General features: G+C 65.5%; 13 protein-coding genes and 1 pseudogene. 8 read left to right on the forward strand and 6 right to left on the reverse strand.

Translation table 11 applies throughout. The annotated features are described in order from the left end of the window. Positions 1-2 precede the first annotated feature (2 nt). Genes AWC06_RS18270 through AWC06_RS18300 form a run of 7 tightly spaced genes read left to right on the forward strand, consistent with a single transcriptional unit; the run spans position 3 to position 6,406 of the window. The gene (locus AWC06_RS18270) at positions 3-1,160 is read left to right on the forward strand and encodes a virulence factor Mce family protein (protein WP_085199392.1); all 1,158 of its coding nucleotides are present in this window, start codon (positions 3-5) and stop codon (positions 1,158-1,160) included. After that, positions 1,154-2,716: a virulence factor Mce family protein gene (locus AWC06_RS18275; RefSeq protein ID WP_085199393.1), complete on the forward strand. Its 1,563-nt coding sequence runs from the start codon at positions 1,154-1,156 to the stop codon at positions 2,714-2,716. Before AWC06_RS18270 ends, AWC06_RS18275 begins: the two co-directional genes overlap by 7 nt. Beyond that, entirely contained in the window at positions 2,686-3,399 is a 714-nt protein-coding gene (locus tag AWC06_RS18280) for an Mce protein (RefSeq protein WP_085199394.1), read from the forward strand. Before AWC06_RS18275 ends, AWC06_RS18280 begins: the two co-directional genes overlap by 31 nt. Beyond that, entirely contained in the window at positions 3,396-4,373 is a 978-nt protein-coding gene (locus tag AWC06_RS18285) for an RDD family protein (RefSeq protein WP_085199395.1), read from the forward strand. The genes AWC06_RS18280 and AWC06_RS18285 overlap by 4 nt, the downstream gene beginning before the upstream one ends. Next, positions 4,370-4,984: a mammalian cell entry protein gene (locus tag AWC06_RS18290; RefSeq protein WP_085199396.1), complete on the forward strand. Its 615-nt coding sequence runs from the start codon at positions 4,370-4,372 to the stop codon at positions 4,982-4,984. Before AWC06_RS18285 ends, AWC06_RS18290 begins: the two co-directional genes overlap by 4 nt. After that, positions 4,951-5,688, forward strand: coding sequence for a mammalian cell entry protein (locus AWC06_RS18295; RefSeq protein WP_085199397.1), 738 nt, complete (start codon positions 4,951-4,953; stop codon positions 5,686-5,688). Before AWC06_RS18290 ends, AWC06_RS18295 begins: the two co-directional genes overlap by 34 nt. A gap of 28 nt (positions 5,689-5,716) precedes the next feature. Beyond that, the gene (locus AWC06_RS18300; protein WP_227371008.1) at positions 5,717-6,406 is read left to right on the forward strand and encodes a YoaK family protein; all 690 of its coding nucleotides are present in this window, start codon (positions 5,717-5,719) and stop codon (positions 6,404-6,406) included. Here AWC06_RS18300 and AWC06_RS18305 read toward each other — a convergent pair. The 6 genes and pseudogenes from AWC06_RS18305 to AWC06_RS18330 all read right to left on the reverse strand — a co-directional run bounded on the left by AWC06_RS18305 (position 6,399) and on the right by AWC06_RS18330 (position 12,832). Continuing rightward, entirely contained in the window at positions 6,399-7,484 is a 1,086-nt protein-coding gene (locus AWC06_RS18305; protein ID WP_085199398.1) for a phosphodiester glycosidase family protein, read from the reverse strand. The two genes, AWC06_RS18300 and AWC06_RS18305, sit on opposite strands and share 8 nt — an antisense overlap. 131 nt (positions 7,485-7,615) lie before the next feature. Beyond that, entirely contained in the window at positions 7,616-8,959 is a 1,344-nt protein-coding gene (locus tag AWC06_RS18310) for a YhgE/Pip domain-containing protein (protein WP_085199399.1), read from the reverse strand. A gap of 34 nt (positions 8,960-8,993) precedes the next feature. After that, the gene (locus AWC06_RS18315) at positions 8,994-9,734 is read right to left on the reverse strand and encodes a pirin family protein (protein WP_085199400.1); all 741 of its coding nucleotides are present in this window, start codon (positions 9,732-9,734) and stop codon (positions 8,994-8,996) included. Between the two features lie 26 nt (positions 9,735-9,760). Further along, entirely contained in the window at positions 9,761-10,885 is a 1,125-nt protein-coding gene (locus tag AWC06_RS18320) for an NDMA-dependent alcohol dehydrogenase (RefSeq protein ID WP_085199401.1), read from the reverse strand. A gap of 80 nt (positions 10,886-10,965) precedes the next feature. Further along, complete coding sequence (locus AWC06_RS18325; protein WP_085199402.1) at positions 10,966-11,706, reverse strand: glucose 1-dehydrogenase; 741 nt, start codon at positions 11,704-11,706, stop codon at positions 10,966-10,968. Between the two features lie 32 nt (positions 11,707-11,738). Beyond that, positions 11,739-12,832: pseudogene (locus AWC06_RS18330) on the reverse strand (sigma-70 family RNA polymerase sigma factor). Between AWC06_RS18330 and AWC06_RS18335 the strand changes: the two are divergent. Next, positions 12,780-13,619: an alpha/beta hydrolase gene (locus tag AWC06_RS18335; RefSeq protein ID WP_085199403.1), complete on the forward strand. Its 840-nt coding sequence runs from the start codon at positions 12,780-12,782 to the stop codon at positions 13,617-13,619. The pseudogene AWC06_RS18330 and the gene AWC06_RS18335 overlap by 53 nt on opposite strands. Positions 13,620-13,638 lie beyond the last annotated feature (19 nt).

The raw sequence follows: 13,638 nt of genomic DNA on the forward strand, positions 1-13,638 counted from the left end.
TGATGCGCGTGCTTCGCCGCCGTACCTGGCAGGGGCTGGTCTTGCTGACCGCCGCGCTGATGCTGAGCTCATGCGGCTGGCGCGGTATCTCCAACGTTCCGCTGCCCGGCGGGCCGGGCAGCGGTCCCGGTTCCTACACCGTCTACGTGCAGATGCCGGATACGCTGGCCATCAATGGCAACAGCAAGGTCATGGTGGCCGACGTCTTCGTCGGGAGCATCCGCAATATCCAGCTGAGGAACTGGGTGCCCACCTTGACGTTGCGCTTGGACAAGGATGTCAAGCTACCGGCGAACGCCACCGCTAAGATCGGGCAGACCAGTCTGCTGGGTTCTCAGCACATCGAACTGGCCGCGCCGCCGCACCCTTCGTCACAGCAGCTGAAGAACGGCGACACCATCCCGCTGAAGAACTCGTCGGCATATCCCAGCATCGAGCAGACGCTGGCCAGCCTGGCCATGATTCTGCGTGGCGGCGGCATCCCAAACCTCGAGGTCCTGCAAAAAGAGGTCAACAACATCCTGGCCGGGCGGGGGCCGCAGATCCGCGCGTTCCTCGGCAAGCTGGACACGTTCACCCGGCAAGCCAACGAGCAGCGCGACGACATCAACCATGCCATCGACTCCACCAACCGGCTGCTGGCCTACGTAAGCACCCGGGCGAATGTGCTGGATCGAGCGCTGACCGAAATCCCGCCGCTGATCAAGTATTTCGCGAACAAGGACTATCAAACGCATCTGATCAACGCGGTCGACGCGGTGGGCCGGCTCAGCCAAGCCGCCGCCCTGTACCTGGGCGAGGCGCGGGGCCCGCTGCACCAGGATCTGCAATTACTGCAGTGCCCGCTGAAGCAGCTGGGACGTGCCTCGCCGTATCTGCTCGGCGCGCTGAAGTTGATCCTGACCGCACCGTTCGACCTCGACACTGCCCCGAAGTTGATCCGCGGCGACTTCATGAACTCGTCGCTCACGCTCGACACCACGTTGTCGGCCGTTGACAACGCGTTCCTCACCGGGACCGGGCTATCCGGCGTATTGCGGGCACTCGAGCAGTCGTACGGCCGGGACCCCGAGACGATGATTCCCGACGTCCGCTACACGCCCAACCCCAACGACGCGCCCGGCGGGCCCTTGGTCGAAAGGGCGGACAGGCAATGCTGACTCGCTTCCTCAAGCGCCAGCTGATCATCTTCAGCATCGTGACGGTGATCGCCCTGGTTGTGTTGGGCTGGTACTACCTGCGGCTGCCCACGCTGGCGGGTATCGGCCAGTACGACCTGAAGGCCGACCTGCCCGCGTCCGGCGGTCTGTACCCCACCGCCAACGTGACCTATCGCGGTATCACCATCGGCAAGATCACCGCCGTCGAACCGACCGAGCGCGGCGTGCAGGCGACGATGAGCATCGACAACCGGTACAAGATCCCGATCGACGCATCGGCGAACGTGCATTCGGTGTCCGCGGTCGGTGAGCAGTATCTGGACCTGGTGTCAGTGGGCAATCCGGGCAGGTTCTTCTCGCCCGGGCAGACCATCACCAAGGGCACCGTCCCCAGCGAGATCGGGCCCGCGCTGGACACCGCCAACCGCGGGCTGGAGGTGCTGCCCAAGGAGAAGATCAGCCAGTTGCTCGACGAGACCGCGCAGGCGGTGGGCGGATTGGGCCCGTCGCTGCAGCGACTGGTCGACTCCACTCAGGCGATAGTGGGTGACTTCAAAACCAACATCCGTGATGTCGACGACATCATCCAGAACTCGACGCCGATCTTGGAAAGCCAGGTCACCTCGGGCAGCGCGATCGAGCGTTGGGCTCGAAACCTGAACGTCCTGGCCGCGCAGGCAGCGCAGAACGACCAGCATCTGAAAAGCATTCTGAGCCAAGCGGCGCCGACGGCCGATCAGGTCAACTCGGTGTTCAGCGGCGTCCGCGAGTCACTGCCGCAGACCCTGGCCAATCTCGAGATCGTGATCGACATGCTCAAGCGTTACCACGGCGGGCTCGAGCAGGTGCTAGTGTTCCTGCCCCAGCTCGGGTCGATCATCCAGACGGTCTCCGCGCCGTACGAGAAGGATCACATGGCTGCGCTGGACCTCTCGCTGGCGATCAACTACCCGCCGCCCTGTCTCACCGGGTGGCCCTCGCCATCGGAGTGGCGCTCGCCCGCCGATGTCAGCATGGCGCCCTTGGTGGAGGGCGCGTACTGCAAGATCCCGCAGGACTTTCAAGCGAACGTGGTGCGTGGATCGCGCAACATCCCGTGCGTCGACGTCCCGGGCAAACGCGCGGCGACGCCGAAGGACTGCCGCAGCAACAAGCCGTACGAGCCACTGGGCACCAACCCCTGGTACGGCGACCCGAACCAGATCCTGAACTGCCCGGCGCCCGGGGCCCGATGCGATCAGCCGGTGAATCCCGGCCAGGTGATACCGGCACCGTCGGTCAACAATGGTTTGAACCCGTTGCCCGCCGACCGGTTACCACCGGGTGGTAGTCCGCCGCCGAAGAGCGATCCGCTGCAGCGTCCGGGTTCGGGTACGGTGCAGTGCAACGGGCAGCAGCCCAACCCCTGCGTCTACACTCCGGCTGGGCCTCCTACGGCCATCTATAGTCCGATGAGTGGCGAGGTCGTAGGTCCTGACGGTTCGAAATTCTCCGTCAATAACTCGAGTACCAGAGGAGACGACGGATGGAAGGAGATGCTGGCGCCGGCCGGCTGAACCCTGACGACACCGACGATTCGCCGGAATCGGACGTCACAGCCGACCAAACCAGCACCGAGACAACCGCCGAGGGTCGCGACCAAACAACCGAGACGGACGCCGAGGATTCGCAGGCAACGGCTGAGGATTCGGAGCAAAGCGCCGAGGATGCCGGTGAGCCGGCGCACGACGAACGAAACCCCTCGCGCCTGACTCGCGGCTGGTTTGTCGGTATCACGGCAGCGCTTCTCGTGTTGGCCGGCGGTCTCGGCGCGGGCGGATACCTCGCGCTGCGGTCGCACCAGGACAGCCAGGCCCTCGCGCGCCGCGATGCGGCGGCGATAAAGGCTGCAAAGGATTGTGTCGCCGCAACACAGGCCCCCGATGTCGGCGCCATGCTCGCCAGCGCGCAGAGGATCATCGACTGCGGCACCGGAGCTTTCCGCTCCCAAGCGATTCTGTACAGCGGCCTGCTCGTCGAGGCGTACCAGGCCGCGAACGCGCATGTGCAGGTGTCGGATATGCGTGCGGCGGTTGAGCGCAACAACGCCGACGGCTCGGTCGATGTTCTGGTGGCGCTGCGAGTCAAGGTGTCCAACAGCGAAACGCAAAACCAAGAATCGGGCTACCGACTGCGCGTGACGATGGCACCGGACGAGGGCCAATACCGGATCGCGAAGCTCGACCAGGTGGCGAAGTGACGGCGGTGGTCGAGGAGACCGAGACCATCCCGGCGGCGGACCAAGCGACACCGAATGGCTTGGCGCCCTGGCATGTTCGCGCAGCGGCGTTCGCCGTTGATGTGCTGCCCGGAGTTGCCGTGGCGGTGACGATGGTTTTGACCAGGCTGGCCGTTCCGGCGCAGAGCACCTGGTGGTGGCTGTGTGTTTGTGTTCTGGCGGGTGCTCTGCTGCTGACCTTCGTCAACCGGGTGGCGTTGCCGGTGATCAAAGGATGGAGCGTGGGACGTGCCCTGGCGGGGATCGTCGTGGTGCGCCCGGATGGAACTGCGCCCGGGCCGGGTCGGCTGCTGTTGCGAGACCTCGCCCACTTGCTCGACACCATCGCCGTATTCGTCGGCTGGCTATGGCCGCTGTGGGACGCGCGTCGGCGTACCTTCGCCGATTTGCTGCTGAGAACCGAGGTGCGCCGTGTCGACCCGCAGAACAGGCCCGCCAACATCCGGCGGCTCACCGCGATCGTCGTGTCGACCGCGGCGCTGCTGTGCATCGGCGGCGCCGCGGTCAGCGTCCTGGCGGTCTTCTTGCCTGATCGGACGTCGGATCAAACGCGCGCCGCCGTACAGGCGCAGGGACCCAAGATCGTCACCGAAATGCTGACCTACGACCCGAAATCGCTGCGCGAGGATTTTGCACGTGCGCAATCGCGGACGACCGAGAAATACCGTCCGCAGTTGGTCGCGCAGCAGCAGGCGGTGCAGAAGGGCCACCCCGTCGTCAACGAATACTGGGTGACCAACAGCGCGGTGCTCTCCGCGACGCAGGATCGGGCGACGATGCTGCTGTTCATGCAGGGTCACCGCGGCGGCGGGCAGCAGCAACGCTTCATCACCGCCACCGTCCGGGTTGCCTTGGTCAAGGGCGCCGACGCGCGTTGGCTCGTCGACGATCTGACCGTGGTGACCAAACCGAAACCCGCCAAGGGTAAAAGATGAGCCCGCTGCGCCGAATTCAGCCTGGCGAGGAGCCCCTGCTCAACCCACAGGTGCCGAAGCCGACGCGGTGGTCGTGGGTGCGACTGCGCCGGTTGACGTTACCGCGGCAATGGTGGAAGCCGACGCGGCAATGGGCGCTGCCCATCGCCATGGCCGCCGCCACGGTGCTCGCGGCGGTCGCAATCACTGCTTCCTCATTGGTTCTGGTCAACCATCGGTCGCATCACGAGTTGGCGATGAAGGAAGTCGACGTGCTCGGCTTCGTCAAATCATTCATGACCGGGTTCACGACGGTGGATCCGTTTCATGCCAACGACTACGTGGACCGGATATTAGCCCAGGCCACAGGCGATTTCGCCAAGCAGTACCGCGACAAACAGAACGAGATCCTGATCGGACTTGCCCGCGCCGAGCCGACCAGAGGCACCACCCTGGATGCCGGGGTGGAACGATGGAACGACGACGGCAGCGCAAATGTGCTGGTGGCCACCGATGTCAAATACAAATCTCCCGACGGAAAGCAAATACTCGAGGACACAAATCGTTGGGTGGTAACCGCTCAACGGGAAGGTGAGCAGTGGAAGATCAGCAGCCTGCTGCAGGTGATCTGACCGACGATGACGCGACCGCCGAACGACCCCAACCGGAAGTTTCCGAGGCGGAAACGACGAGCGAGGCGGTCACCGACGACGAGGACACTGCGGGCGACGAAACCGGCGTTGGCACAACCGAAGACGAGGATGCCAAGGCTGAGCAACCCGCAGACGGAGAAGCCGAAATCACGCTGCGGGTAAGGCGGCCGGCCGGCAAGCGGCTCGCCATCGCGGCCGCCACGGCCGCAGCGCTGTTCGTGGGCGCCGGGGCATTCGCCGGCGCAATGGTGCAGCCGTATCTGACCGATCGCGCCACCGTGGACACCAAGCTGCGGATTGCCAGCACCGCCGCCAATGCGATCACAACGTTGTGGACCTACACCCCGGAGAACATCGATACGCTCGCCGACCGCGCAGCTCAATACCTCAGCGGCGACTTCGAGGCCCAGTACCGAAAATTCGTCGACCAGATCGCGGCGCCCAACAAGCAGGCACAGATCACCAACCACACCCAGGTCACCGGGGCGGCTGTGGAATCTCTGGACCCGGCAAACGCCACCGCGATCGTGTACACCAACAGCACTTCCACCAGCCCGGCTACCAAAGGCATTCCGTCCCTGAAATACCTGTCCTATCGGGTGGTGATGAGACGTGACCACGCGCGCTGGCTGGTCACCAAGATGACGACCATCACCTCGCTGGATCTGACGCCTCGGGTGTAGGCCGGCGCGCCGAAAGGGATTGGACCCCATGGTCGCTGGCGTGATGGTCTCGCCGGTATCCCATCGGCTGACGGTTGCGGCGTTGCTGCTGTTGACATTTGCCACCGGCCTGGTCGATGCGATCAGCGTGCTCGTTCTCGGTCACGTGTTCGTCGCGAACATGACCGGCAACGTCATCTTCCTCGGGTTTTGGTTCGTCCCAGGCGCGGGCGTCGATCTGACCGCCGCTATCGTCGCGTTCATCGGGTTTCTCGTCGGCACCGTCGTCGGCGGCCGGTTGGCCCGGCACCTGCGCCAGCAGACCAGGCGATGGCTCACTGTGTCGTTGGGCATAGAGGTCGGCATGCTGGCGGTGCTGTCGATCCTGGCGGGCACCGGCGTGCTGAGCTATCACGCAAACACCAAACTCATCCTGATCGCCGGGCTGGCACTGACTTTCGGCGTACAGAACGCCACCGCACGCCAGTTCGGGATCCAGGAGCTCAGCACGACGGTGTTGACGTCGACGGTCGTCGGCATTGGCGTGGACAGCAGGCTGGCCGGTGGCACGGGCGAGCGCGAAAAGTTGCGCTACAGCGTGATCTTCGCGATGTGCGGGGGCGCCATCTTCGGCGCCACGCTGTCACGGGTGACGGTGGCTCCGGTGATCGCGCTGGCCGCGGCGGTGGTGGCGGTCAGCCTGCTCATCTTCCGGTTCGGACCGCCGGTAGCTAGTTGAACGCCAGCCAGCTTGGCAGCGCACGTTCACGCGAGTCGCAAAGCACCTGAGCGGTGTCGCAGGAGCCCTTCGGCACCCCGGCGCCGGCCCACATCCCGCCGGTCTCGCGGCGCAGCACGATCGCCGACGACCCGCCGCCGTCGAGCAAAACCGCGTTGTCGCTACCCAATCCGCGGAAGAGGTCTTGGATATTGTCCGGTGTGTAGCTGCCGCCCTGGAACACATACATCTCGTCTTTGGCGTGGGAGTAGGCGACTGCTGTGCGGGCGGCGCTGGGTCCACCGTCATTGAGCTGGCCGGTGTTCCCCGGGGATAACAACCCCAATCCACTTACCGCGACGAACGATTCGCCCCTTTCCACCAAACCCTGAACGACCGGGGCGGCGGCGTCGTAATCATGGCCGTCCCTGCCGCCGTTGGGCCACACCACAGATGGCGCGCCACGAGTCGGCATGATCATCGTCGCCAACGCGCTCCAGTGTTCATTCCCACCGGACAGGCCCTGTTTGCCGGCATAGGGGATGGTGCCGGTCACCGCCTGATTGGCCCGGCCCTGCCCGCGGGTGTTGTCGACATAGGCTCCCAGCGGCGAGCTGCACCCCGTGGAGCGCCACGAGCCGCCCTTCTGTCCGCGGATGTCGAAGAAGTTGGCGTTGATGGCGATCGTCGGTTGACCCAGCAATTGCCAGGCCTGCAGCGGCGAGTAGATCTCCGAGGCCTGCATCAATCCTTCGCCGGTGCGAGCCCCGGGGTTGCGCTCACAGCGTGCCTGCGCACCGGTGTGACTGTCCACCAGCAGATGTGGTGAAAGCCGTTGCGACGCACCCTTGATGACCATCAAGTGCCCACCGCTGGTCCCGTCGTACCACCCGCCACCGGCGTTGAGCATAGGTGCCGGATGCCCACTGCCGAAGTTGTACACCAGATATGAACCCCGGGTGTTCGCGATCGCGCCGGCCAGCAAATCGCGGGCCTCCGCGCGCGCCACCGGCTGCCCGATGCTGATGGCCAGCGCCAGGCACAGCACGAACCCGGCGCAGCTGGCTGATATGCGCCGGAAGGCGGCAAGAGTCGGCACGGTTGCCCTTTCGGCACGCGAGTCGGTACAACAAGCACAACATTAACCTCAGAGATAACAGAGTCAACTTGCGTAACAATCGCGTGACGCTTTAGCCGCGATGCAATGACCGGGCAGGCGAGCGAACGCGGCTACTCGTCTGCCGTCGTGGTTGCAGGGGCTGCGGGGACCGCCGCCTGGGCGTTGGGCGCCGATGCGGCAACCGCCGGAATGCGGTGATAACCGCGACGGTCGTAGATGCGGGTGACGATGCCGCCCAGCAGCAGACCGATCAACAGTCCGATGGCGGTGAGGATCAGTGCCTGCGACAGCCCGGCATCCCACCGCCCGCCCAGGTACAGCAGTGCTCGCGCACCCAGGAAGACCTGGTGCATGGGCTCGAACTTCGCCAGCCAGCCGAAGAACTGTGGCGCGGCTTGCAATGGGACCGTCGCGCCCGCCGACGGCAAACCGAGAATAACGAACACCAGCATGCTGACCAGCAGACCTATCGAGCCCAGCACCGCGATCAGCGAGGTGGACGTGACGCCCACCGCCACGATCGCGAAAACCCCGAACAGCCATAGCGCCCAGCCATTTCCGAACGGCATTCCCAGCGCGGATGCTATCGCCATGTACACCGCAGACGTCAACAAGGCCAGCGCCGCCATCAACGCCCACTTGATTAACAGCGTGCGGAACCGCGAGATCCGTACCTGCTCGGCGAATCGATATACCGGACCGAACTCGGCTGGCACATAACCCAATAGCGAGTCCACCAGCATGCTGACCACGATGCTGCCCGTGAAACCCGCCAGCAGCAGCAACAACGAATAGTAGAACGCGGACAAACCGTTACCGGTCCCGTCCGGGAGCGCGTTGTGCACGCCTGACTGGATCTCGATCGGATGAGCCAGCGTCAGAGAGGCGGCGCCGGGCATCGGTGCGCCACCCGTCTGCTGCGCCACCTCTTGCGAAAGCCGTTCGCCCAAGCGGGAATCCACCACGGTGATAGCCCGGGTGAGCGTCTGGCCGGCGATGCTGGCGCCCAGCGTGCCCGCTCGCGGATTGGTCGAGATCCTGATCACCGGGCGGTCGACCCGCCCCGGGACGACCGCGCTTTTTGCCAGGGTCTGCAGCCTCGAGGACAAGTTGGGCGGCACCACGACCTCGCCGTAAACCTGCGCGGTGTCCAGTTGGTGCTCGGCCTCCGCGCGGGAGAGCACCCGCAGGTCGTACTTGTTCTTGTCCAGCCCGGACACCAATCCATTGACGACCTGTCCGCCAGTAGGGCCGGCGTCGGTGTTCACCACCGCGATCGGGAAGTGTCGCAGGTTGGTCAGCGGGTTCAAGATTCCGCCCAGATACAGCGCGGCGAGCGCCGACAGCAGGGCCAAGGTGATCACGATGGGAGCCACCCAAAACCGCACCCTGCGGGTCGCTCGCAAGCCGGCCTTGGGGTCGGGCGCTGCGTGGCGGGGGTTCGTTTCAGACATGCCGACTCCTGTTCGTCGGAGCAACCCTATGTCCTTATGTCGCGGAACCGAGCGTCGCGTGCATCTCCCAGATCAGGATTTCCGACGGCTCGCCCGCCGAGACGTGCTGGCCGTTCGAGTCGGTGAACCGCGCGGCGTCGCCCTCGGCCAGCTCCGCCCGGTCGGTGCCGCCGTCCAATTGCAGCCGGCCGCGCGCGACGAACAGGTGCAGGTACGGTGTCGCCGGCAGCTCGACGCTGTCGCCGGGCTGCAGCCGCGCGCCGTGCAACGCCGCCGAGCGGTTGTGGATGGTGATCGCCGCGTCATGCCCGGGCATCCCCGAGGCGATCGGTACCAGACGGCCGTCGAGCAGTCGATCGTCGATCTCGTGCTGTTGGTAGCTCGGGTCGATGCCCGACACGTCGGGCAGCACCCACATCTGCACGAAGTGCACCGGATCGGCGGCGGAGTCGTTCATCTCGGAGTGCAAGATGCCGCTGCCGGCCGACATCCGTTGAGCCAGGCCCGGATAGATCACTCCGCGATTGCCCACGGAGTCGCGATGCGCGAGCGACCCGTCGAGCACCCAGGTCACGATCTCCATATCGCGGTGGGGGTGGGTCTGAAAGCCACGGCCGGGCTCGACGATGTCGTCGTTGTTGACCAGCAGCACCCCGTGGTGGGTGTTGTGTGGGTCGTAGTGGTCGCCGAACGAGAACGAATGTCGGGAGTTCAGCCACGACGTCTTGGTGACGACGCGGTCCGCGGCTCGCCGGATGTCCAGGGTGGCGGCCATGAGTTCAGCGTAGCCACCCGTGCGGTTTACCAGTCGGCCTCGGTGTATTTGATGACGCCGCGAATGTTCTTGCCGTCGAGCATGTGCTGGTAGCCCTGGTTGATATCCTCGAGCCGGTAGGTGCTGGTCACCATCTCGTCGACCTTGAGCAGGCCCGACTTGTACAGGCCGACCAGGCGCGGCGTCTCGACATGCGAGTTGCCGCCACCGAAGATGTTGCCCTTCAACGTCTTCTGCAACATCGTGAACAGGAACAAGTTGAGCTTGACGTCCACGTCGGACATCGCGCCCATGCCTGTCACCACGCAGGTGCCGGTCTTGGCGGTCAGGGTCATCGCTTCTTCGATCATCTCTCCACGCATCTCGCCGACCGCAATGATCGTCTTGTCGGCCATCAGCCCGTAGGTCAGATCGATCATCGGCGCGATCGCCTCGGCCATCGTCGGGTAGACATGCGTGGCACCGAATTTGATCGCCTGCTCGCGTTTGAACTCGACCGGGTCGATCGCGATGACGTGCTTGGCACCGGAGAGCACAGCGCCCTGCAGTGCGCTCATCCCGATGCCGCCGACGCCGATGATCGCCACCGTCTCACCGGGCTGAACGTTGGCGACGTTGGTGGCCGATCCGAATCCGGTCGGCACCGCACAGCCCATGATCGCCGCCGACTCGAACGGGATGTCCGGATCGATCTTGACCACCGAATCCTTGTGCACGGTCATGTACGGCGCGAATGTGCCGAGCAAGTTCATCGGCGAGACATCGTGCGTCCCGGCGCGCACCCGGCAGGTGCCGTCGGCGATGGCCTTGCCGCCGAGCAGCACCGCGCCCCGATCACATAGCGATCGGAACCCCTTTAGGCACGGTGGACACTGCCCACAGGCCGGGATGAAGGCCAGGATGGCGTGGTCGCCCTCCGCCAGACCCGTGACGTTCTTGCCGACCTTGGTAATTACGCCGGCGCCCTCGTGTCCGCCGAGCGCCGGCAGCCCTATCGGGGTGGCCCCGGTGGTCAGGTGATAGTCCGAGTGGCACATGCCGGCGGCATGTAGCTGGATCTGAACTTCGTCGTCAACGGGATCACCCAGCTCGATCTCGTCGATGCTGAAGTCGGAGTTCAGCTCCCACAAAAGCGCGCCTTTGGTCTTCACCCGAGCGATCTTAGCCAAGCGGTCAGAACGCGTTACAGAATGGGGGCCTGCAGTACACGCTGACCTGGTGAAATAGCCCGCTACATGGTCTTGTGTGGTATGCCGATGGTCAGTCCGCCGTCGACGACGAACTCTTGGCCGGTCGAGTAGGACGACTCGTCGGAGGCCAGGTAAACGACGCAGGCGGACACCTCCGCCGGGTCTGCGCCGCGACCGAGCGGGATCTGCAGGAAGTCCTCCGGAAGGCCCGCCGTCATCGGGGTGCGGATGAAGCCCGGATGGATCGAGTTGACCCTGATGCCGTGCGGCGCCAGCTCCAGCGCGGCGGCCTTGGCCAGGCCCCGCACCCCGAACTTGGATGCGACATAGCCGTACAGCCCGGGACTGCCGCGCAGACCTTCCACCGACGAGATGTTGATCATCGAACCGCCGCCGGCCGCGATCATCGGCGCGACCGCGGCCTGCATACCCAGAAACGTCCCGGTGAGGTTGATGTCGATGATCTGCTGCCAGTCTTCGAGCGGGAAGTTTTGCAGGGTATTGCCGTTGACGATGCCGGCATTGTTGATCAGCACGTTGAGTGTGCCGAATGCCTGGACCGTCGCCGTGACGGCCGCCTTCCACTGATCGCGCCTGGTCACGTCGAGGTGGAGGAACAGAGCTGCCGGACCCAGCTCCGCCGCGACCGCGATGCCTTCGTCGTCGAGGACGTCGGCGACGACCACCTTGGCGCCTTCAGCGACTAATGCCCGCGCGTGTGCGGCGCCCATACCGCGCGCGCCACCGCTGATCAGTGCGACTTTGCCGTCTACGCGTCCCATGGCCGGTCACGCTACCTTGGCCGCCCGGCGCGCTAGAGCCGGTCGGGCAGGCCGAACTTAGGGAACAGCGTGGTGTCCAGGAAGGCCACCACATGCGAGACCCCATCGGCGCGCATGTCCAACACGTGCAGCTGAAACGGTCGGTGGTGCTCGCCGTCGCGCATGTACATGGCGGCGGCGGGCTGGCCGTTGGCAACCAACGGGATCAGGCGCATATCGCCGGGCGCTTGCGCCGGACACTGCTCGCGAATGAGCGTGGCGATCGACTGCGGACCCTGATACCAGCCGACGTACGGCGGCATCTCCCAGATCGCCTCACTGGTGAACATCTCCACCAGCCGGTCGACGTCGTAGTCCTCGAACGCGGCGATGTAGCGCGCCAGCCGATCCTGCGCGTCCGCCGAATCCGGTGCCGCCAGCCGATCGTCGGCGCTCGGGCCGACGGACTCCAATTGCGAGCGCGCACGCTGCAGCAGGCTGTTGACGGCCGCGGTGCTGGTGCCGATCGCGCCGGCCACTTCGGCGGCCTTCCATTGCAGCACCTCGCGGAGCACCAGCACCGCACGCTGCCGCGGCGACAGGTGCTGCAATGCGGCGACGAACGCCAATCGCACCGACTCCCGCGACCCCACGATGTCGGACGGGTCTGTGGGGACATCCGGCAACGGCTCGAGCCACGGCACCTCGGTGCGTTCTACCAACTCCGCGGTCGGGTCCGAACTGGGCGCGCCCAGCCCCGTCGGCAACGGCCTCCGCTGCCGACCCTCCAGGGCGGTCAGGCAGGTGTTGGTGGCGATGCGGTGCAGCCAGGTGCGCACCGATGACTTGCCCTCGAACCGGTCGTAGGCCTTCCACGCACGCAGAAAGGTCTCCTGCACCAGGTCCTCGGCGTCATGCAGCGAACCGGTCATCCGGTAGCAATGCGCGAGCAGTTCACGCCGGTATGGCTCGGCACGCGCGGAGAAATCCGCGCCCCGCTCACCGGCACCTTCACCCTCGAAGTCTTCCGCGAGCAGACTCACGCGCATGAGCTTACGCAGCCGCCCCGACATCGCGCCGCTACGCTGCCCCTGATGACAACCACCCGCACGGAACGAAGCTTCGACGGCGTGGGCGGCGTGCGCATCGTCTACGACGTCTGGATCCCCGACGTCCCGCCGCGTGCGGTCGTCGTCCTCTCGCATGGGCTGGGCGAACACGCGCGCCGCTACGACCATGTCGCTCAGCGGTTCGGCGAGGCCGGGCTGGTGACCTACGCGTTGGATCACCGCGGGCACGGCCGCTCGGGCGGCAAGCGGGTGCGGCTGAGGAGCATCTCCGAGTACACCGGCGACTTCGACGCGCTGGTCGGCATCGCCACCAAAGAACATCCCAGGTGCAAGCGCATTGTGCTCGGCCACAGCATGGGCGGCGGCATCGTGTTCGCCTACGGGGTGGAACGCCCCGACAACTACGACCTGATGGTGCTTTCGGGCCCGGCGGTGGCGGCACAGAACGCCGTGTCGCCGCTGTTGGCCTGGGTCGCCAAGACCCTCGGCGCCATCGCGCCGGGTCTGCCGCTACAGGAACTCGACGTCGACGCGATATCCCGCGACCCCGCGGTGGTGACCGCCTACAACATCGACCCGATGGTGCACCACGGCAAGGTTCCCGCCGGTATCGCCCGCGCCCTGCTGCTGGTCGGCGAAACCATGCCCCAGCGGGCCGCCGCGCTCACCGCGCCGCTGCTGGTCGTGCATGGATCGGAGGACAGGCTTATCGAGGTCGAGGGCAGCCGCCGGCTGATGGGCGCCGTCGGCAGTGCGGACGCCGAGTTGAAGGTCTATCCCCGGCTGTATCACGAGGTGTTCAACGAGCCGGAACGCTTTGCCGTGCTCGACGACGTGGTTTCGTGGATCGAGGCGAGGCTGTGAGTTGCGGAGCCGGAATGTC

The sequence above is a fragment of the Mycobacterium fragae genome, from assembly GCF_002102185.1.
GTDB lineage: Bacteria > Actinomycetota > Actinomycetes > Mycobacteriales > Mycobacteriaceae > Mycobacterium > Mycobacterium fragae.

Excerpts from the sequence above, each read along its gene's own strand:
- AWC06_RS18270 (WP_085199392.1), top strand. The coding sequence starts at position 3 with ATGCGCGTGCTTCGCCGCCGTACCTGGCAGGGGCTGGTCTTGCTGACC.
- AWC06_RS18275 (WP_085199393.1), top strand. The coding sequence starts at position 1,154 with ATGCTGACTCGCTTCCTCAAGCGCCAGCTGATCATCTTCAGCATCGTG.
- AWC06_RS18280 (WP_085199394.1), top strand. The coding sequence starts at position 2,686 with ATGGAAGGAGATGCTGGCGCCGGCCGGCTGAACCCTGACGACACCGAC.
- AWC06_RS18290 (WP_085199396.1), top strand. The coding sequence starts at position 4,370 with ATGAGCCCGCTGCGCCGAATTCAGCCTGGCGAGGAGCCCCTGCTCAAC.
- AWC06_RS18300 (WP_227371008.1), top strand. The coding sequence starts at position 5,717 with ATGGTCGCTGGCGTGATGGTCTCGCCGGTATCCCATCGGCTGACGGTT.
- AWC06_RS18310 (WP_085199399.1), bottom strand. The coding sequence starts at position 8,959 with ATGTCTGAAACGAACCCCCGCCACGCAGCGCCCGACCCCAAGGCCGGC.
- AWC06_RS18315 (WP_085199400.1), bottom strand. The coding sequence starts at position 9,734 with ATGGCCGCCACCCTGGACATCCGGCGAGCCGCGGACCGCGTCGTCACC.
- AWC06_RS18325 (WP_085199402.1), bottom strand. The coding sequence starts at position 11,706 with ATGGGACGCGTAGACGGCAAAGTCGCACTGATCAGCGGTGGCGCGCGC.
- AWC06_RS18335 (WP_085199403.1), top strand. The coding sequence starts at position 12,780 with ATGACAACCACCCGCACGGAACGAAGCTTCGACGGCGTGGGCGGCGTG.